Below are 19,748 nucleotides of genomic sequence, written 5' to 3' on the forward strand. Positions count from 1 at the left end.
CATGACTGCTTTGCGCCTTTTTTTCCTTCTTGTTTCGCTCTGGCTGGCCGGTTGCGCCACCGTCACCGTGGACGACGGCCCGCAAGCCAGCGGCCCGCTCAAACCCCTGCCCCAATCCAGCCCCACCTCGGGCAAGGTCGCCCGGCTGGAGCCGCCCCAGGATTTGTGGGAGCGCATCCGCAGCGGCTTTGCCATGCCCGACCTGGAGGGCGATCAGGTCGCCGACCGCGAACAGTGGTACAGCAGCCGCCCGGACTACATCCTGCGCATGACCGAGCGCTCGAAAAAATACCTGTTCCACATCGTCGAGGAGCTGGAAAAGCGCAACATGCCGATGGAGCTGGCGCTGCTGCCCTACATCGAAAGCGCGTTCAACCCGCAGGCCGTCTCCAGCGCCAAGGCGGCAGGCATGTGGCAATTCATGCCGGCCACGGGCACGTATTTCGACCTCAAGCAGAACATGCTGCGCGACGACCGGCGCGACGTGCTGGCCTCCACCCGCGCAGCGCTGGACTACCTGCAAAAACTGCACGACATGTTCGGCGACTGGCACCTGGCCCTGGCCGCGTACAACTGGGGCGAAGGCAGCGTCAGCCGCGCCATCAAACGCAACGAGAAGGCCGGCCTGGGCACCGCCTACACCGACCTGACCATGCCGGCGGAAACCCAGCAATACGTGCCCAAGCTGCAGGCGGTGAAGAACATCATCGCCAACCCCGAAGCCTTCCAGACCGAGCTACCGGTGATCGAAAACCACCCCTTCTTCCAGGTCGTGGAAATCCAACAGGACATGGACGCCAAGGTGGCGGCCGAGCTGGCCGACGTATCGATGGACGACTTCAAGGCCCTCAACCCCTCGCTGAAAAAGCCCGTGATCTTCGCCGCCGCCACGCCCAAAATCCTGCTGCCCTGGGACAACGCCAAGGTGTTCGAGCAGAACCTGCGCGAACTCAAGTCCGGCAACGCCACCCGGCTGGCCAGCTGGACCGTCTGGACGGCCCCCAAGACCATGCGTCTGGCCGACGTAGCGGAAAAAACCGGCGCCACCGAAGCGCAGTTGCGCGAGGTCAACGACATCCCGCCGCGCATGATGATCAAGGCCGGTTCGGCCCTGATGGTGCCGCGCTCCGAAGCTTTCGACCGGGACGTGGCCCTGCACATCGCCGAAACCGCCAGCCTGGCCTTCACCCCCGAATACAGCCTGGTCACCCAGCGCAAGGCCATCCGCGTGCAGCGCGGCGACACCCTGCTGGCCCTGGCCCGCCGCCACCAGGTCAGCGCCGCACAGCTGGCCAGCTGGAACAAGCTACCCGCCAACGCCAGCCTGCGCACCGGCCAGACCCTGAGCATCTACACCCAGGTACAGCAGGCCGCACGCAGCACCGGCAAGAAAAAAGCCCCCGCCCCCACCAAGCGTGTTGCCCAGGTCACCCCGAAAAAGCGCACTGCAACGACGACCAAACGCAAGCGTTAAAAGCTTTTTAAAACAGGTTCTTAGCGCCGCTCCACCAGCGCATGGGCAATAGTGCCCAGATCGACGTACTCCAGCTCGCTGCCCACGGGCACGCCCCGCGCCAGGCGGGTGACCTGCAGACCCCGGGCCTTCAGCAGTTCGGCGGCCATGTGCGCGGTGGCCTCGCCCTCGGTGGTGAAGCTGGTGGCCAGAATGACCTCCTGCACCTGCCCGTCCCGGGCGCGTTCCAGCAGTTGCCCCAGCCCCAGGTCGGCCGCGCCCACGCCGTCCATGGGCGAGATGCGGCCCATCAGCACGAAGTAATACCCCCGGTAGGCGCCGGTGCGCTCCATCGCCGCCAGATCGGCCGGGGTTTCCACCACACACAGGCGGGCGGCATCGCGCCCGGCATCGCTACAGATGGGGCACAGCGCCTGGTGCGAAAAGGTATGACAGCGCTGGCAATGCACCACGGTGTCCAGGGTCTGCACCAGCGCCTGCGCCAGCGCACGGGCGCCGTCCTGGTCGCGCTGCATGAGGTGAAACGCCATGCGCTGCGCGGTCTTGACGCCCACGCCGGGCAGGCGGCGCAAGGCAGCAATCAGCGGCTGCAGGGGCTGGGTATCGGAGGTTTCGGACATGGCAGGCAGGACGGCACAGGACAGATCTGCGCGGTCATTTGAATAAACATAGCTGTTACCGCTGAATTTAAAAGGATTTCAATGATTAACAGCATTGAAATCCTTTGTTCATCAGCGGAAAAAGCTCTCTTTTTAGAACGTGTTTACGATCTCGGCGTGAAGGGGTGCGGGATGCGGATCGGGATGGGCTGCTAGGGTGAACGCTGCGGCTCCAAAGCTGCCTGCGCAGCTTTGGACAGCATGAACGGGGCCAGCCTCTGGCTGGCCCGCGCCCTGCAAGGGCAAACCGCAGCCATAGCGGTGCTATGGCGAGGATTTGCAACGCCGCAGACCGCCCGAGGCCGCGACTGCACACCCGCGCCGAGATCGTAAACACGTTCTTAGAAGGGGAACTTCATCCCGCCGGGCAGGCCTGGCATCCCGGCGGTGATCTTGCCCATTTTCTCGCTGCTGGTTTCTTCGGCCTTGCGCACGGCGGCGTTGAAGGCGGCGGCCACCAGGTCTTCGAGCATGTCCTTGTCTTCGGCCAGCAGGCTGGGGTCGATGGTGATGCGCTTGACGTCGTGCTTGCAGGTCATGACCACTTTGACCAGACCGGCGCCCGATTCGCCTTCGACTTCCATCGTGGCCAGCTCGTCCTGGGCTTTTTTCAGGTTGTCCTGCATGGCCTGGGCCTGCTTCATCAGGCCGGCGATTTGTCCTTTGTTGAACATGGTGGTTTTCCTTTTCCTTGAGGGCAAAAAATCAAAACCGGCGATGGTGCCACGGGTTCCCCCTGGTTGCAGCCTCGCCGGCGTATATCAAACAGGCCGGATGCTGCCCGGCACGATGGTGGCGCCAAACTGCGCCATCAGCGCCTGCACCTGGGCATCGCTGGCCACGATTTCCTCGGCCCGGCGCTGGCGGGCCTGGGCCTGGGCCTGGTTGCGCAGGAAGGGACTGTCCTGCACCGGGCCGACCTGCACCTGCAGCGCGGGGCAGCCGAACGCCTGCGCCAGGGCCGTGGCCAGGCGCTGCACGGTCTGCTCCTGCGTCAAAGAGGTGCGCGGCACCTGCAAGCGCCAGCCATCGGCAGCACGCGCCAGCAATTGCGCCTGCAAGGCCAGCTCCCGCACCAGGGCGGTAATGGTCTCGGCGGCAATCAGTTGCTTGACACAGTCGTGCCAGAAATCGCCCAGCGCACGATCGGCATCGACCGGCTCGGCAGGCGCGGCGGCGGGCACCGGTGCATCGGCAGGCGGCTGCGGTACTGCCGCCGCAACGGCAGCCGGAACCTCCTGGCTTGCCGCTGCCATATCTGCCGCCATCGGCGCATCGGCTGCGCCATCGGCATCCGAGGCATACCCGGCATCGGGAGGGATGTCCTCCCACGGCGGCGGTTCGCTGGCGGACGGTGCAGGGGCAGAAACAGGGGCAGACGCTGCGGCAACAAACTGTGGTGCCGGAGTTTCTGCCACCGTGAGGGGCGCAGCAGGGACGGGAACGGGGGCGGGCACCGCTGCCGGGGCCAGCGTGGGCGCATCGGCCACTGGCGACGCAGGCGCAAGGGTCGGCGGCACGGCCACGGGGTTGGTTACTACAGCGACGGCGGCGGCTGGCGCAGCGGTAGCGATGGCCGCAGCGGGCGCAGGCGGCTCAATCAGCGTTTTTCTTTCTGCGCCGGGCGCTGCCGGGGCCTTGAACGCCAGGGGGCGCAGCAGCACCATGGTCAGCGCCGCGTATTCGTCCGGGGCCAGCCCCAGCTCCTGCTGGCCGTGCAGGGCAATGCTGTAGCACAGCTGGATTTCATCGGCAGGCATGGCCGCAGCCAGGGCCTGCAACTGCGGCGCATCGGGGTCGGCAGGGTCGCCAGCCATGCCCGGCACCGCCTGCAGCACGGCCATGCGTTGCAGCAGGGCGCTGAGTTCCTGCAGCGTTCCGGCGGCAGAAATGCCATGGCCGCGCAGGGTATCGACGGTTTCGACCAACTGGCGGCCATCGCCGGCAGCCAGAGCCGACAGCAAGGTGAACACATGGCTGCGATCGACCGCGCCCAGCATCTGGCGCACGGCGGCCTCCTGCAACTGGCCGCTGCCAAAGGCGATGGCCTGGTCGGTCAGACTGAGCGCATCGCGCATCGAGCCCCGGGCGCCCCGGGCCAGCAGGCGCAGCGCCTGGGGCTCGAAGGCCACGCCTTCCTGCGTCAGCACGGTCTGCAAATGCTCCAGCACGGTTTGCGCGGCCATGGGGCGCAGATTGAATTGCAGGCAGCGCGACAGCACGGTGACCGGCACCTTTTGCGGATCGGTCGTCGCCAGGACGAATTTCAGGTACTCGGGCGGCTCCTCCAGCGTCTTCAACATGGCGTTGAACGCCGTGTTGGTGAGCATGTGCACCTCGTCGATCATGAAGACCTTGAAGCGCCCCTGCACCGGCTTGTAGACGGCCTGCTCCAGCAGGCTTTGCACCTCGTCCACGCCACGGTTGGAGGCGGCGTCCAGCTCGATATAGTCGGGAAAGCGCCCGCTATCGATTTCCGTGCAGGCCGGGCAGACCCCGCAGGGCGTGGCGGTGATGCCGCCCTGCCCGTCGGCGCCAGTGCAATTGAGCGACTTGGCCAGAATGCGCGACACCGTAGTCTTGCCCACGCCGCGCGTGCCGGTAAACATATAGGCATGGTGCAGGCGCTGCTGCGTCAGCGCATTGGTCAGGGCCTGCACGACATGCTCCTGCCCCACCATTTCGGAGAAGTTGCGCGGTCGGTACTTACGGGCGAGCACTAAATAAGACATAACCGCCCATTCTACGGGCTGCGCCAATGCCGACCTGTCTATAATCACGCCCTGACGGGCCTTCCCGCATGGGGAAGTGGCCAACCGGGTCAGGTGGGGAACCAAGCAGCCCTAACCGCAGAACCAGTGCCGGGAGCAAGGCTCGTCACCCTCCTCTTTATTTAAACGCTGCGAGCCACCCGGTTCGGCAGCGTTTTTTCATTGGCAGCACGCCTGGCAGCCCTGCAACCGACCAAAAAAAGCACCGCCCCAAAAACGTAAACACGTTCTGAAAGCGGTGCTTTTCAGAGCAGGCAAGAGGGTGCCACTGCTCTTAATCGCGTGCCGACTCTTCGCCCGGGACGGGGATGAATCCAGGGGCCAGCGTCAGGTACGGCACGCCGCTGCTGGCCGTTTGCACGCTGGCGGCATCTTGCAGCCAGTGCGGGCGCGGGTCGGACTGGCCCTGCGCCAGGCGCCAGATCACGCCGCCGTTCATGGGGGAGATCACCGTCAGGCTGCCGTCCACGTACTGAATGTCGTAATTGGCGGCATCGAAGCCATGACCACCCACGGCATTGCTGGCCGCGATGGCGTAGGTGCCGGCCACAGCATCGGCGGGGGCACCGGCGCTGTCCAGCGTGACGCTGCCGACGGTTTCGCCCTGCACCAGGCCGCTGGCGGTAAAGCCGATGCTGCCGCTCAGCGCCAAAGCGACACCTGCGGGCCTGGTGGCGTTGCGGACGGTAATGGTCAACGCCCTAGCCGCAATGTCCGCCTGCGCCGTGCGGTTGAATGTCACGTCGTAGTTGCCTGCGTCCGTGCCGCTGACCGTGGCGGTGACGTTCACCGTTTTTCCCCGGCCTGCGTTCTTGTCGGTAAAGCTGCCACCGGTGCTGGCAACGCTCAGGTCGTCCCCTTGCAGCACGCCGGACAGGCTGCCGTGCGTCACGGCAGACAGGGTGCCATCGTAGGTTTTGCCATCTGCCGTGACCGTGCCGGTGATTGCCAGCCTGTCAATGTCGGCCCGGGCGGTGCGGTTGAACGTCACGTCATAGTTGCCTGCATCCGTGCCGCCCACCGTGGCGGTGACGTTCACCGTTTTGCCCACACCTGCGTTCTTGTCGCCGAACTGGCCGCTGGCGGTAATGCGCAGATCGTCACCGTCCACCAGTCCGTCGAGCTGCGCCCCGTCGGTACGCACCGTGGCTACCGTGCTGCCGTCGTAGGTTTTGCGGTCGGCAGTGATACCGCTGACGACCAGCGCCTTGCGGTCAATGTCTGCCGTAGCGGTGGCCTGATCGGTGATGGCGTAGTTGTCCACATCGGCCCCGCTGTAGCGGCTGGTCAGCGTGACGGTTTTGCCCTGGCCTGCGTTCTTGTCGTCGAATACGCCGCTGGCGGTAACACGCAAGTCGTCGCCCTCCACCAGTCCATCGAATTGCGCCCCGCCAGTGTTCACCATTGCAACGGTGCTGCCGTCGTAGGTTTTGTTGTCGGCAGTGATGCCGCCGACGGTCAACGCCTTGCGGTCAATGTCTGCCGTGGTGCTGGTCTGGTCGGTGATGGCGTAGTTGTCCACATCCGCCCCGCCGTAGCGGCTGGTCAGCGTGACGGTTTTGCCCTGAGCAGCATTTTTGTCGCTGAATACGCCGCTGGCGGTAACGCGCAGGTCGTCGCCCTCCACCAACCCATCGAACTGCGCCCCGCCCGTGTTCACCGTGGCTGCCGTGCTGCCGTCGTAGGTTTTGTTGTCGGCAGTGATGCCGCCGACGGTCAGCGCCTTGCGGTCAATGTCTGCCGTGGTGCTGGTCTGGTCGGTGATGGCGTAGTTGCCCGCATCGGCCCCGCCGTAGCGGCTGGTCAGCGTAACGGTTTTGCCCTGACCGGCGTTTTTGTCGCTGAACTGGCCTGTGGTGGAGACGGTCAGGTTGTCACCGGCCACCAGTCCATCGAACTGCGCCCCGTCGGTACGCACCGTGGCTGCCGTGCTGCCGTCGTAGGTTTTGCGGTCGGCAGTGATGCCGCCCACGGTCAGCGCCTTGCGCTCGATATCGGCGGTGTAGCTGTTGCCGTCCGTCAGGCGGTAGTTGCCGGCCAGGGCGTCGTTGTCGCCATCGCTCAGGGTGTAGGCCACATCGACATGCTTGCCGGTGCCGGCATTTTTATTATCGAAGGTGCCGCTGACGCTGATGTTCAAGCGCTCCTCGCCCACCCAGCCGCTGATGGTGCCCAGGCGCACATCGGCATGGGCATTGCCGTCATAGGTTTTGTCGGCCACGGTGGTACCGGCAACGGTCAGCGCCTTGCGGTCAATATCCGCTGTGGTGGTGTCCTGATCGGTAATGGCGTAGTTGCCCGCATCGGCCCCGCTGTAGCGGCTGGTCAGCGTGACGGTTTTGCCCTGGCCTGCGTTCTTGTTGTCGAATACGCCGGTGGCGGAAACGGCCAGGTTGTCACCGGCCAGCAGTCCGTCGAATTGCGCCCCGCCCGTGTTCACCATTGCAACGGTGCTGCCGTCGTAGGTTTTGTGGTCGGCGGTAATGCCGCCCACGGTCAGCGCCTTGCGGTCAATGTCTGCCGAGGTGCTGGTCTGGTCGGTGATGGCGTAGTTGCCCGCATCGACCCCGCTGTAGCGGCTGGTCAGCGTGACGGTTTTGCCCTGGTCAGCGTTCTTGTCGCTGAACTGGCCGGTGGCGATAACGCGCAAGTCGTCGCCATCCACTAGCCCGTCGAACTGCGCCCCGCCCGTGTTCACCGTGGCAAAGGTGCTGCCGTCGTAGGTTTTGTTGTCGGCAGTGATGCCGCTGATGGTCAGCGCCTTGCGGTCAATGTCCGCCGTGGTGGTGGTCTGGTCGGTGATTGCATAGTTACCCCGGTCAGTGCCGTCGTAATGGCTGGTCAGCGTGACGGTTTTGCCCTGAGCAGCGTTTTTGTCGCTGAACTGGCCTGTGGTGGAAACGGTCAGGTTGTCACCGGCCACCAGTCCGTCGAACTGCACGCTACCGGTGTTCACTGTGGCAGCAGTGCCGCCGTCGTAGGTTTTGTTGTCGGCGGTAATGCCGCCCACCGTTAGCGCCTTCTGGCTGATCTGCACGCCACTGTGCGTGCTGTTCAGCACGGTGTAGTTGTCTGCATCGGTGCCTGTCAGCTTGTAGACCACAGTGGCGGTGCGGGTGCCTGCGTTTTTGCTGTCCAGCGTGGCGCTGGTCACGTCCAGGGTAACGTCGTCGCCGCTGTATACGGTCACGGTGCCTGTGCCGGTCTGGGCCAGCACATCGGTGCTGCCGTCGTAGGTACGGCCTGCCACGCTGGTGCCGGTCACGGTCAGCTCGGCCTTGTCGATGGTGGCGGTCAAGTCGGTGTTGTCGGCCACAAAGTAGTTGCCGCCGTCTGCACCGCCCAGGGTGTATTGCACGGTGACGGCTTTGTCCTTGCCTGCGTTTTTGTCGGCAAAGCTGCCGCTGGCCTGGGTCAGCGTAACGGTGTCGTCGTCGATCACCTCCGCCTGGTTCAGCGTGCCGGTGGCGGTGACGTTGGCGGTGGCAGTGCTGTCGTAGGTTTTGCCTGCCACCGTGGTGCCAGTTACGGTCAGCGCCTTCTGGCTGATCTCGATACCGCTGTGCGTGCTGTCGGCCACGGTGTAGTTGTCTGCATCGTCGCCTGTCAGGGCATACGCCACGGTGGCGGTGCGGCTGCCTGCGTTTTTGCTGTCCAGCGTGGCGCTGGTCACGTCCAGGGTGACTTGATCGTTGTCGAACACGGTCACTATGCCTTTTGCGGTCTGGGCCAGCACATCGTCGCTGCCGTTGTAGGTACGGCCTGCCACAGTGGTGCCGGTCACGGTCAGCGCCTTGCGGTCAATGTCTGCGGTGGTGTCGGCTTGATCGGTGATGGCGTAATTGCCCGCATCGGCCCCGGCATAGCGGCTGGTCAGCGTGACGGTTTTGCCCTGGCCTGCGTTCTTGCTGTCGAATACGCCGGTGGCGGAAACGGTCAGGTTGTCACCGGCCACCAGTCCGTCGAATTGCGCCCCGCCCGTGTTCACCGTGGCAACGGTGCTGCCGTCATAGGTTTTGCGCTCGGCGGTGATGCCGCTGACGGTCAACGCCCTGCGGTCGATGTCCGCTGTGGCGCTGGCTTGGCTGATGATGTCGTAGTTGTTCCGGTCAGCGCCGCTGTAGCTGCTGGTAAGGATGACCTTTTTGTCTGTGCCTGCGTGCTTGTCCTCAAACACACCGGTGATGCTGTCAATGCGCACATCGTCGCCATGCAGCAGACCAGCAGACTGCGCCCCGCTGGTGTGGACGGTAGCGTCGGTCGTGCCGTCGTAGGTTTTGCTGTCGGCGGTAATGCCGCTGACAAACAACGCCCGGCGGTCAATGTCTGCGGTGGTGTCGGTTTGATCGGTGATGGCGTAATTGCGCACATCGATTCCGGCATAGCCGCTGGTCAGTATGACGGTTTTGTCGGTGCCCGCGTTCTTGTCGCTGAACTGGCCAGTGGCGACAACGCGAAGATCGTCGCCTGCCACCAGCCCATCCAGCACGGCGTTGTCCGTGTGCACGGTGGCGTCGGTCGTACCATCGTAGGTTTTGCGCTCGGCGGTAATGCCGCTGACGGTCAGCGCCTTGCGCTCAATCTCGGCGGTGGCGCTGGCTTGGCTGGTGATGTCGTAGTTGTTCCGGTCAGCGCCGCTGTAGCTGCTGGTCAGGATGACGGTCTTGATAGTGCCAGTGTCAATGCCCGCGTGCTTGTCCTCAAACACGCCGATGATGCTGTCAATGCGCAGATCGTCGCCATGCACCAACCCGTCCAGCATGGCGCTGTCCGTGCGCACGGTAGCGTTGGTGGTGCCGTCGTAGGTTTTGCTGTCGGCGGTGATGCCGCTGACGGTCAGCGCCCGGCGGTCAATGTCTGCGGTGGTGTCGGCTTGACCGGTGATGGCGTAATTGCCCGCATCAGTACCGACGTAGCTGCTGCTCAGGATGACCTTTTTGCCGGTGCCCGCGTGCTTGTCCTCAAACACGCCGGTGATGCTGTCAATGCGCAGATCGTCGCCATGCACCAGCCCGTCCAGCACGGCGTTGTCCGTGCGCACGGTGGCGTCAGTCGTGCCGTCGTAGGTTTTGCTGTCAACGGTGATGCCGCTGACGGTCAGCACCCGGCGGTCAATGTCTGCGGTGGTGTCGGCTTGATTGGTGATGGCGTAATTGAGCACATCGATTCCGGCATAGCCGCTGGTCAGTGTGACGGTCTTGTCGGTGCCTGCGTGCTTGTCGCTGAACTGGCCTGTGGCGATAACGTGCAGGTCGTCGCCCGCCACCAGCCCGTCCAGCACCATGTTGTCCCCGCGCAAGGTGGCATTGGTCATGCCGTCATAGGTTTTGTTGTCGGCGGTAATGCCGCTGACGGTCAGCGCCTTGCGGTCAATGTCGGCGGTGGTGTCGGCTTGACCGGTGATGTCGTAGTTGTTCCGGTCAGCGCCGCTGTAGCTGCTGGTCAGGGTGACGGTCTTGGCTGTGCCTGCACGCTTGTCGTGAAACTGGCCGGTGGCGCTCACGTGCAGATCGTCGCCTGCTACCAGCCCGTCCAGCACGGCGCTGTCCGTGCGCACGGTGGCGTCGGTCGTGCCGTCGTAGATTTTGCTGTCGGTGGTAATGCCGCTGACGGTCAGCGCTCGGCGTTCGATGGCAACGTTGTGCGCGGTATCGCTGACGGTGTAGTTGCCTGCGTCGCCGCCCGTCAGCGCATAGGCCACGGTTGCGGTGCGGCTGCCTGCGTTTTTGCTGTCCAGCGTGGCGCTGGTCACGCCCAGGGTGACTTGATCGTTGTCGAACACGGTCACGGTGCCTTTTGCGGTCTGGGCCAGTACATCGGTGCTGCCGTTGTAGGTACGGCCTGCCACGGTGGTGCCGGTCACGGTCAGCTCGGCCTTGTCGATGGTCAGACTGGCATCGGTATTGGCGTAGCTGATGTCGTAGCCCTGCTGGCCCGAATACAGTCCGCCCAGCGCCAGCGTGCCCGCCGTTGTGCTGTAGTCGCCCGCATTCTTGCTGCTGGTGGTGTAGGCCAGGCTGCCGTCCAGCGCTGCGCCGGGGTCGCTGGGGGTATAGCCGGTACTCACGCTGACCGCATTGCCGTTGTAGGTGACGGGGCTGGCATTGAGCGCATCCGCCGTAACGGTGACTTGCTTCAAAAAGCTGCGCAGCAGCGGGCCGCTTTGGCCTTCGTAGATGCGCCAGACAGCGCCCGTGCCGCCCTGGTCGTCGATGTCTGCACCCCAGTCCGCAAAGGTGGAAAGGTTTTTCAGCTCGTTCAGCGTTTTGCCTGTGCCATGGGCATTGCCGCCCCAACCTTTGTTTGTTGCACCGTTGTTATGGATGATGTCGCCTGCCGCATCGGTGGTGGCGTAGTACGAATTGTCAACGCGGTCCCTGTCGTTCTCGCTGTCGCCGTCATTGCTGCTGTCATAACTGCTGCCCACCAGACCGCCCAGCGCCCTACCGCCTGCTACCAGACCAGTGGCATAGCTTTGCGCAATGGTGGAGCCATCGTTTTCCCCCACCAAGCCACCTACGTACCAGGAACTGCCTGCTGTCACCGCACCTGTGGCGTAGCTGTTGCTAATGGTGCTGCCATCCAGGTTACTGCCCACCAGGCCACCGACCCAGAAAGAGTTGGTGGCTTGTACATCGCTGCTGGCATAGCTGTGGCCGATGCTGCTGTCAAAAGCATTGAATCCTGCCAAACCACCCACGCCATTGCCATGCCCTTGCACTACACCACCGGAGGCATAACTGTGGCTGATGTTGCTGCTGTTGCCGTTGAAGCCCACCAAACTGCCCACGTAATCGCGGCCTGTGACCTGCGCGTCGATAAGGCCGACCTGTTGCACGCTCGCTGTCATGGTTTCACCGAACAGCCCCACGTAATCCTGGCTGGGGCGGTCAATGTGCAAGCCGCCGATGGTGTGGCCCTGGCCATCAAAGCTGCCGGTAAAGGGGGTGCTGTCGTCGCCAATCGGCTGCCAGCCCTGGCCGCCATGGGCCGTAGCGCTGGCGTGCTGGGCGTAGCCGCTGGTGCTGCTGCTCAGGTCGTTGTTCAGTTGGTAGTGCTTGTCCAGCAGCAGGCTCATATTCGACAGTTGCCCCCAGTTGGCAATGCCATAGGCGCTGTCCGCCGTGCCCCAGCCGTCGGCAAACAGGGTGCTGCGCGTCACATCTTCGGCACGGGTGACGCCGATCAGCGAGGGCAGGGCTATTTCATAGCCTTCCTCCGCCGCGCCGCGACCCAGAATTTCCCAGTTGGCGCCAACGCCTGCCCAGCCGCTGTAGGTGCTGGCGCTGCCGAGTTCCAGCCACGTTTTGCCCACACTACCCACGCCCCCGCCCGCCGTGTTGCCGGTGCTGTTGCCTGCGGCATCGGTGGTGGCGTAATAGGCGTTCTGGATGGTGCCGTCGTTCCGGGAGCCCACCAACCCGCCGAGCTGGCTGCTGCCGCTGACCTTTCCAGTGGCATAGGCGTGGCTGATGCTGCCGCCGTTCAGCACTATGCCCACCAGCCCGCCAACACTGTTGCCTGTGCCGACAACCTCTCCGGTGGCATAGGCTTGGCTGATGCTGCTGCCGCCGCCGTCCAGGTAGCCCACCAGCCCGCCGACATAGCTGCTGCCGTTGACTTTTGCGGTGGCATAGACTTGGCTGATGTTGCCGTTGTAAGCGCCGCCCACCAGGCCGCCGACCCGACCGCCGACTCCGCCGACCTCGCCGGTGGCATAGGTGTGGCGGATGCTGCCGTTGTAGGCGTAGCCCACCAGCCCACCGGCATAGCTGCGGCCCACAATCTTGATCCCCACCAGCCCCACATTGCGCAGCGTGGCGGTGGAGGTATAGCCGAACAGGCCCACTCTATCCTGGCCGGGGCGGTTGATGGTCAGGCCGCCGATGGTGTGGCCCTGGCCGTCAAAGATTCCGGTAAAGCGGCTGGCGCTGCTGTTCGTGCTGTTGTCGCCAATCGGCTGCCAGCCCGCACCGCCGTTGGCCGTGGCGCTGGCGTGCTGGGCATAGCCGCTGGTGGTACTGTCCAGGTCGTTGTTCAGTTGGTAGTGCTTGTCCAGCAGCAGGCCCATATTCGACAGTTGCCCCCAGTTGGCAATGCCGTAGGCCGCAGCCGCCGTGCCCCAGCCGCCGTCGAACCAGGTGGTGTTCTGCACATCCTGGGCGCGGGTGACGTTTTTCAGGAAGGCCAGCCTGCCCGTCTCATACCCCTCCACCGCCGCGCCGCGCCCGCCCAGTTGCAGTTGCCAGATGTTGGTGTCCCAACCGGCATAGGTGCTGGCGTCCGTCAGCTGTGCGTAGGTCCTGGCGGTGCCGAGGGTGTTGTATCCAGCGCCCTGGTTGATGGCCTTGCCATCCGCATCGGTGGTGGCGTAATAGGCGTTGTTGATGCTGCTGTCACCGTAGATGTCGCCCACCAGCCCACCGGTGTGGATCCCACCCATGGTGCTGCCGGTGGCGTAGCTTTGGTTGATGCTGCTGCTGAAGCTGAAGCCCACCAGCCCACCGGATGCTGCGCCCCGACCCGTGGTGCTGCCGGTGGCGTAGCTTTGGCTGATGCTGCTGCCGTAGCTGTTGCCCACCAGCCCGCCGGTGATGCCCATGCCCGTGCCCGTGGTGTTGCCGGTGGCGTAGCTTTGGCTGATGCTACTGTTGTAGCTTTCGCCCACCAGCCCGCCGGTGTGTCCACCACCCATGGTGCTGCCGGTGGCATAGCTTTGGCTGATGCTGCTGTTGTCGCTGTTGCCCACCAGCCCGCCGGTGTATTCCCCACCCGTGATGCTGCCGGTGGCGTAACTGTGGCTGATGCTGCTGTCGTTGCTGTTGCCCACCAGTCCGCCGGTGTATGGCCCACCTGTGGTGCTGCCGCCCTCCAACCCCACATTGCGCAATAGGGAATTGCTGGTATTGCCAAACAGGCCCACATAGTATTGGCCCTTGCGGTTTATCGTCAGGCCGCTGATGGTGTGGCCCAGGCCGTCAAATACACCGGTAAAACTGTTGCTGGCGCCGCCAATCGGCGCAAAGTTGTTGATGCCGCTGGCATCCACATCGCCGCCCAGGGCGTATTTGCCGGACAGGCCGCTGTTCATGTCCTGCAAAGCCGCCGCATCCTTGATGACGCTGTAGCCGCTACCGTTGATGTCCAGCCGGCCCGCGCCAGATTGTGCAAAGTTAACCTTGCCCGCAAAGCCGCCGTTTGCGCCAAAGCTGGCGTTGATGCTGCTGCCTGTGGCCGGGGTGGCGCTGCTGCTGCCTTGCGTACCGCCGTAGTTCAGCGCCAGCGTGCCGCTGCCGTTGACGTTGATGGCGGCGTTCAGGTTGATGTTGCGGTCGGCATTCAGCGTGAGCTTGTTGGCGCTGTAGCTGATGTCCGCATTGACATGGATGTCGCCTTTGTCGCTGCCCGTGCCGTTGGTTCCGCCATTCCAGCCTGTGTTGTCCGCGTTGTTGCTGGTGGAAACAGTCACATTGCCGCTGCCCAGCGCGTTCTGGATGGCGCCGGCCTTGCCTGCGTCAATGGTGATGCCCACCGGGTCGATCAGCCATTCGCCGCCGTTTGTGTTGACTTTCAGGTTCTTGTCGATGCTGACCGTGGCGGCGCTGGTGTCGATGAACTTGGCCTCCAGCTTGCCAGCAGCCTGGGTTTCGCCGTGCTGCATGTCGGCGATCAGCAGGATTTTTCCGTCCCGCTCTTGCAGCGTGTTGGCCTGGATGGTGCCGGTGTTGCTGACCACGCTAGCGGCCAATGCGTCTGCGGCCTTGCCGGTCATGATGACCTGCCCGCCATCGGACACGATGAGTTGCTTGTTTTCGATCAGCGTGCGGATGGTGGCCGGGTCTACCTGCACGTTGAGCAGGCCGTTTGCGCCTGCTTGCAGGGTGATCTGGTCGCCTGCGGCCATGACGACGCTGCCGAGTTGGGCGGTGACGATGCCGTCGTTGCTGACGGTTGGGGCCAGCAGGGCAATGCTGCCGCCATCCTTGGCCGTCAGCTCGCCCTGGTTGGTGATGCTGCCCGTTGTGCCATTTCTGCTGAATTTGTAGTTGCCGTTCAGAAAGTCGTCGTTGGCAATGTTCATGGTGGACGCCACCAGCCCGCCCACATCCACCTTGCTGCCTGCACCGAATACGACGCCGTTGGGGTTAATGAGCCACACCTGCCCGTTGGCGTTGAGCTGGCCGTGAATCTGGCTGGCATCGCCCTGGGTGACGCGGTTCAGGGCGATGGAATCACGGCCAAGCTGGTTGAAGGTGACGGCGGCATCCTTGCCGATGTTGAAGCTTGTCCAGTCAATGATGGCTTTGTTGCTGCCCTGGCCCACCGTCATCTGGTTGCCGTTTTGGCTGATGGTGGCGTTGCCGGATACCACGTTGCCGCCCGTGGGCAGTTCATTGGCCGGGGGCACCTGCGCCCAGACGGGCATGGCAAAGGCAGCGCTCAAAAGCACGGCTGCCGGGGCCAGTGCCTTGCAGGTTTTGGATTTGGATTTGCCCTTGGCACATTCGGGCGCAGGGACGTAGCGCTGGGTGTCGTTGTTCCAGACGAGGCGGTAGGTGTGGTTCATGGCGGGCTTTCTGGAGGAATAAAGGTTTTGGTAGCTTGTTCCTCTGGTTATTGCTGAGTTTCAGTTTGTTTTGTTGCTGAAATCGTTTATTTAACAGCGGTAAAAGCTTCTGTATTTGATGTTTTTGGGGGATTTCCGTCAGAACAACCGCGTCAAGCTGACCCAGCCACGCGGGCTGCTCTTTTTGCTGTTGTCGTTGTTGCGCCCGTTGGTGGCCCCCTTGTTGCTGCCGATGGGGGCGGCGACGCTGGCGTTCATGAGCCAGTCGGTGCTGCGCCAGTTGACGCCCAGGCCTGCGCCTTGCAGGGTGTAGCGGTTGGGTTGGCTGCTGCCTGCGTTCCAGTTGGCCCAGGGGTTTTTGTGTTGCTGGATGTGCCCTGCGTCGTAGAAGGCGATGGCTTGCCAGCTGGGGGCGAAGTTTTTTTGCAGTTCGAGCTGGATGAGGATGCCCTGGTCGCCGCTGGCTTCGTTGACGGGGTAGGCCCGGATTTGGTTGGGGCCGCCCAATGTCATGCGTTCGCTGCTGGCAAGGTTGCCGTTGGCCCATTGACCGCTGGCGCTGGCCTGGATTTGCCAGGTGGGGGCGAGGGCTTGCAGGCGGCTTAAGTTCCAGGCGAGTTTGGTGTAGCTGCCGTGGGTTTGGGCGGTGGCTGCGTCAGCGGTTTTGTCGCCGGCGATGTTGCGGATGTTGAGGCTGCCGGTGGTCAGTTGCACACCGCCCCAGGTGATGCCGCCTGCGCCGAGGTTGTCGCGGATGTCGCCGTTCAGTCCTGCGGTGAGGGCGTTGAGTTTGTGGCGGCGCAGAGCCTGGCCGAGCATGTTGTCGTTGTAGCGTCGGTGTTCGTAGCCGAGGCTGGCGCTGAGGTTGCGGTCGGCTTGCCGGATGAGGGGGTAGGTGGCGGTGAGTCCTGCGGTGTGGGCTTTGCCTTCGGCGTCCAGGCTTTTGTAGGTGCCGCCCAGGTCGTAGTCGAGGGTGCTGGCGTGGGCTGCCAGGCGCAGGCCGCTGTGGCCTAGGGGCAGGCTGTAGCGGGCGACGGCGCTGCGGATGTCTTGGGCAATCAGCAGGCGCAGGGCGAGTTGGTCGCCGCTGCCGGTGAGATTGTTGAGGGCAAGGCCGCCGGTGGCTTGCGCCCTGCCGGTGGATTGGATGCCGTGGTTGTTCAGGCCGATGTCGCCGGTGATGAAGGGGGTGTCCTGGATGTTGACGGCCAAGGCGGTGTCGCCCTGGTTGTGTCCGGCTTGCAGGGTGCCGGTGGCGGCGATACCGGGCAGGTCGTTGGCCAGGAGCAGGCCGCGTTCCAGAGCGGCGGATGAGAGGGGCGCCCCGGCTTGCAGGCGGTGGGTGATGAGGGCTTGCACTGCATCGGCGTTGGCCCGGCTGCCGCTTTGCTGGAGGGTGCTGCCGCTAAAGCGCCCTTCCAGGATCTGGATGCGGACGGTGCCGTTGGTGACATCCTGCTGGGGCAGGTAGACACGGGCGTACCAGCCTTGTTGGCGGTAATGCTCGGCAATCTGCTGGATGGCGTGTTCGAGTTCGGCCAGGGTGAGGCTTTGGCCGATGTGGGGTGCGACCAGGGCGTCGAGTTCTTCGACGGGGATGAGGCTGGCGCCTTCGATGACGATGTGCCGCACGGTGACGCGGGTAGCTTTGGCATCTGCGGGCATGGGCTTGGCTGCGGGGGCGGCCTGGGGGGCGGGGGCGGCGCTGGGCGGGGTTTGCAGGCTGCGCTCGGCTTCGCGTTGCAGGCTGCCTGCGTCTATGGTGGGGGCGGTTTGGGCTTGGGCAGCGGCGGCCGTCAGCAGCAGCAAGGCGCTGGATGCCAGGTGGGCAGAGGGGCTACGGCGGGCGACGGTCGGATGGTGGGGCATGGCGGGGCTGGTGTAGTTTCAAAAAAAAGTTGTTGGCGGACGCTGGCCCACCCTGACGGTGATTCTTGATGGTGGTCAATCGCCCGGCTTGACTGTGCGTTTCGCGGTATTTGCCTGGGCGTTTCACCATCGGGCCTTTGCAGGCGTGCGCCTACAGCCCTTGAATCCAGTGGGTGTATTCGGTCACGATGTGGGCCGCTTCTGGGGGCAGGCGGAGGCTGTCCTGGGTCTGCGCGGTCTGGCCCATGGCCCTGGCATCGCTGGGGGTGACGCCGAAGGCGGCGCGAAAGGCGCGGCTGAAGTGGGCCTCGCTCACAAAGCCCAGGCGGGCGGCGATTTCGGCAATGCGCAGCCGCCGCTTGAGCGGGTGGGTCAGGTCATGGAAGGCTTTGAGCAAACGCCTGCGCTGCACGTAGTGGGCGACGCCGCCCAAAGGCTCGAACAGGCGGTAGAGCTGGCTGCGCGAGATGCCGAAGGCGTCCGCCAGCGCCTGGGGCGTGAGGGCGGCGCTGTTGGACACACGCAGCTGCCGGGCAATGTGCTGCTGGATGCGCTCCAGCGTGACGGCCTCCAGCGCCTGCTGTGCCTGGCCCCAGGTGTTTTTGTCCGGGCGCAGGCAGGCGGCCAGCATGTGTGCGGTGGCCTGGGCCAGGGCGGGGGTGTCGGCCTGGGTGACGGCGGGCAGGTGCCGTTGCAGGGAGGCCACGTGGTCGCCCAGCAGCCCGCCCAGCGGGTTGCCTGCGCCCAGCACGCGGCCATGCAGGTCGGGGGTGGCGTGGCCGAAGGCGTCGTCCACCAGGGTGCGCGGCACGATGAGGGAGACGCCGCGCGAGGCCTGCGCCAGGGTGTGCTGGGTGCGGTCAAGGGCAAAGACGGCGATGTCGCCCGCACGCACCTGGATGTCCTGCTCGCCGTCGCACTGGCCGACGAAGCCGCCCTGGTGATAGCACTGCACGAGGTAATGGTCCAGCCCGTCGCGGGCGATGCGAGCGGCGCGGCGCGAAAACTGCTGTGCGCCAAAGCTGTGTTCCACCAGCAGCAACTGGCCCAGGTGACTGGCATGAACGCTGGCCTGAAAGCCCTCCAGCCCCTCGCGCGAGAGCGGAGCAACGTCAAAGACGACGCCGATGACCTCCTGCCACGCAGCAAAACGGCCTTCCCCGGCGGTCTGGGCGGAGTCGAAACGGGACGATGGAATACTTGCTGCTGCCATGCCGCCAAGGCTAGGCGGGCACGGCGCAAGGCACCTCCACTCAGCGCCACGGCGGCCGCAGATTGCGGTTCGGGTTTATACGGAGAGTTGCTGCCCGTGCAGATGCCGCATATCGCTGGGAGCGGCGGCAAAGCGCTGCTTGAAGGCCCGGTAGAACCATGAGAGGTTGTTGAAACCGGCGTCGTACGCAATGGCGCTGACCGTGTGCCCGGCGTACCGGGGGCTGGCGAGCTGCTCGACAACGCGTTGCAGGCGCAGTTCCAGCAGGTAGTCGCTGAAGGCGATGCCCTCCTGCTCGAACAGCCCCCGCACGTAGCGGGGGGAAATGCCATGGCGGGCCGCCACCCATTGCAGCGACAGATCGCCACGCCCGCAGTGCACGCGCAGATCGGCCTGGATGGCCTTGAGCCGCGCCTGCCGCAGCCCGCGTGCACTGGCGCGGGCCTGCGCCTGGGGGGTGGCGCCCAGGGCCAGGGCGCTCAAGTCCAGCAGCTGGTCGCTGGCACGCAGGCGCTCGACATCGCTGGTGTCGCTGGCGTGGACGGACGAGCGGGTCAGCTCCAGCGCCTGCCGGGCCAGCAGCCGCAAGGGCAGAGAATCCGCCAGGTTCTGGCGCAGGGCGCGGTCCACGTCGGCCAGCTGCGGCAGCAGGCGCTCGCGCGGAAAAGCCAGCAGCAGGCACCGGGAGTTGGGGTGGTGGAAGCTGGTGGTGCCGGCCCGCTCGTTCAGGGCCATGCAGCCGGAATCGGTGGCGCAGACCATTTCGTCCTGGTGGCCCAGCCCGCGCTGGCGCACCGTCCAGGCGCTGCCGGTATGCCCCGGGCCGCCGGGGTTCAGGAACAGCAGCACATCGTCGTTGCCATCGGCCAACTGCCGGGCGGTGCGGGTGACGCTCAGGGGAGAGCTCTCGAAAGCCGCCACGGCCACGCCGGGCAGCAGGCGGATGCGCATGGACAGGTCCAGAGTGCCGTCATCCGAAATATCCGGGGCCATGTTCGCCATGGCGGCGCAGGTTTCCCGCGTGGCATCCAGGCGCTCGTGCGGAAGGTAGTGACGGGTACTGAATTCGATGAAGGCCATGAGTGTGTGCTGCGAGATTCGGCGCCAGGGTTTGTGAATACGTTTCAAATATTACTAGGTGTAGTGCCCGCCTCGCTGCCACAGCAGCCCTGGCGATTCCCCCGCCCAGCACGCT

Annotated in this window: 8 protein-coding genes and 1 other RNA gene; 2 read left to right on the forward strand and 7 right to left on the reverse strand. The window is 64.6% G+C overall.

Translation table 11 applies throughout. The features are described from left to right. Window position 1 precedes the first annotated feature (1 nt). Window positions 2-1,474, forward strand: a complete 1,473-nt coding sequence (locus ACFO3A_RS12905; RefSeq protein ID WP_377727045.1) for a transglycosylase SLT domain-containing protein — start codon at window positions 2-4, stop codon at window positions 1,472-1,474. 20 nt (window positions 1,475-1,494) lie between these two features. On the opposite strand, the gene recR is transcribed toward ACFO3A_RS12905, so the two are convergent. The 3 genes from recR to dnaX form a co-directional block, all read right to left on the reverse strand. Further along, window positions 1,495-2,094 carry a recombination mediator RecR gene (gene recR / locus ACFO3A_RS12910; protein ID WP_377727047.1) on the reverse strand — a complete coding sequence of 200 codons (600 nt, stop codon included), beginning with the start codon at window positions 2,092-2,094 and terminating at the stop codon, window positions 1,495-1,497. Between the two features lie 380 nt (window positions 2,095-2,474). Beyond that, window positions 2,475-2,807, reverse strand: a complete 333-nt coding sequence (locus ACFO3A_RS12915) for a YbaB/EbfC family nucleoid-associated protein (protein WP_377727050.1) — start codon at window positions 2,805-2,807, stop codon at window positions 2,475-2,477. A gap of 87 nt (window positions 2,808-2,894) precedes the next feature. After that, window positions 2,895-4,865 (reverse strand): DNA polymerase III subunit gamma/tau, encoded by a 1,971-nt coding sequence (gene dnaX / locus ACFO3A_RS12920; protein ID WP_377727053.1) that lies wholly within the window; start codon window positions 4,863-4,865, stop codon window positions 2,895-2,897. A gap of 53 nt (window positions 4,866-4,918) precedes the next feature. On the opposite strand from dnaX, the gene ffs reads away from it, so the two are divergent. Further along, window positions 4,919-5,015: signal recognition particle sRNA small type (gene ffs, locus ACFO3A_RS12925), an RNA gene on the forward strand. Window positions 5,016-5,178: 163 nt separating this feature from the next. On the opposite strand, the gene ACFO3A_RS12930 is transcribed toward ffs, so the two are convergent. The 4 genes from ACFO3A_RS12930 to ACFO3A_RS12945 all read right to left on the reverse strand — a co-directional run bounded on the left by ACFO3A_RS12930 (window position 5,179) and on the right by ACFO3A_RS12945 (window position 19,633). Next, window positions 5,179-15,471, reverse strand: a complete 10,293-nt coding sequence (locus ACFO3A_RS12930) for a YDG domain-containing protein (protein WP_377727056.1) — start codon at window positions 15,469-15,471, stop codon at window positions 5,179-5,181. A 138-nt stretch (window positions 15,472-15,609) separates the two neighbouring features. After that, a complete protein-coding gene (locus ACFO3A_RS12935; protein WP_377727059.1) occupies window positions 15,610-17,340 on the reverse strand; it encodes a ShlB/FhaC/HecB family hemolysin secretion/activation protein in 1,731 nt (576 codons plus the stop codon). 151 nt (window positions 17,341-17,491) lie between these two features. After that, window positions 17,492-18,553, reverse strand: a complete 1,062-nt coding sequence (locus ACFO3A_RS12940; protein WP_377727061.1) for a helix-turn-helix domain-containing protein — start codon at window positions 18,551-18,553, stop codon at window positions 17,492-17,494. Between the two features lie 75 nt (window positions 18,554-18,628). Beyond that, entirely contained in the window at window positions 18,629-19,633 is a 1,005-nt protein-coding gene (locus tag ACFO3A_RS12945) for a helix-turn-helix transcriptional regulator (RefSeq protein WP_377727064.1), read from the reverse strand. Window positions 19,634-19,748: the final 115 nt, after the last annotated feature.

The sequence above is a fragment of the Comamonas nitrativorans genome (assembly GCF_042654765.1).
Lineage (GTDB): Bacteria > Pseudomonadota > Gammaproteobacteria > Burkholderiales > Burkholderiaceae_C > Comamonas > Comamonas nitrativorans.

Bases quoted from the DNA above. Each gene is read 5' to 3' on its own strand.
- ACFO3A_RS12915 (WP_377727050.1), bottom strand. From the start codon at position 2,807: ATGTTCAACAAAGGACAAATCGCCGGCCTGATGAAGCAGGCCCAGGCC.
- ACFO3A_RS12940 (WP_377727061.1), bottom strand. From the start codon at position 18,553: ATGGCAGCAGCAAGTATTCCATCGTCCCGTTTCGACTCCGCCCAGACC.
- ACFO3A_RS12905 (WP_377727045.1), top strand. From the start codon at position 2: ATGACTGCTTTGCGCCTTTTTTTCCTTCTTGTTTCGCTCTGGCTGGCC.
- ACFO3A_RS12935 (WP_377727059.1), bottom strand. From the start codon at position 17,340: ATGCCCCACCATCCGACCGTCGCCCGCCGTAGCCCCTCTGCCCACCTG.
- ACFO3A_RS12945 (WP_377727064.1), bottom strand. From the start codon at position 19,633: ATGGCCTTCATCGAATTCAGTACCCGTCACTACCTTCCGCACGAGCGC.
- ACFO3A_RS12930 (WP_377727056.1), bottom strand. From the start codon at position 15,471: ATGAACCACACCTACCGCCTCGTCTGGAACAACGACACCCAGCGCTAC.
- dnaX (WP_377727053.1), bottom strand. From the start codon at position 4,865: ATGTCTTATTTAGTGCTCGCCCGTAAGTACCGACCGCGCAACTTCTCC.
- recR (WP_377727047.1), bottom strand. From the start codon at position 2,094: ATGTCCGAAACCTCCGATACCCAGCCCCTGCAGCCGCTGATTGCTGCC.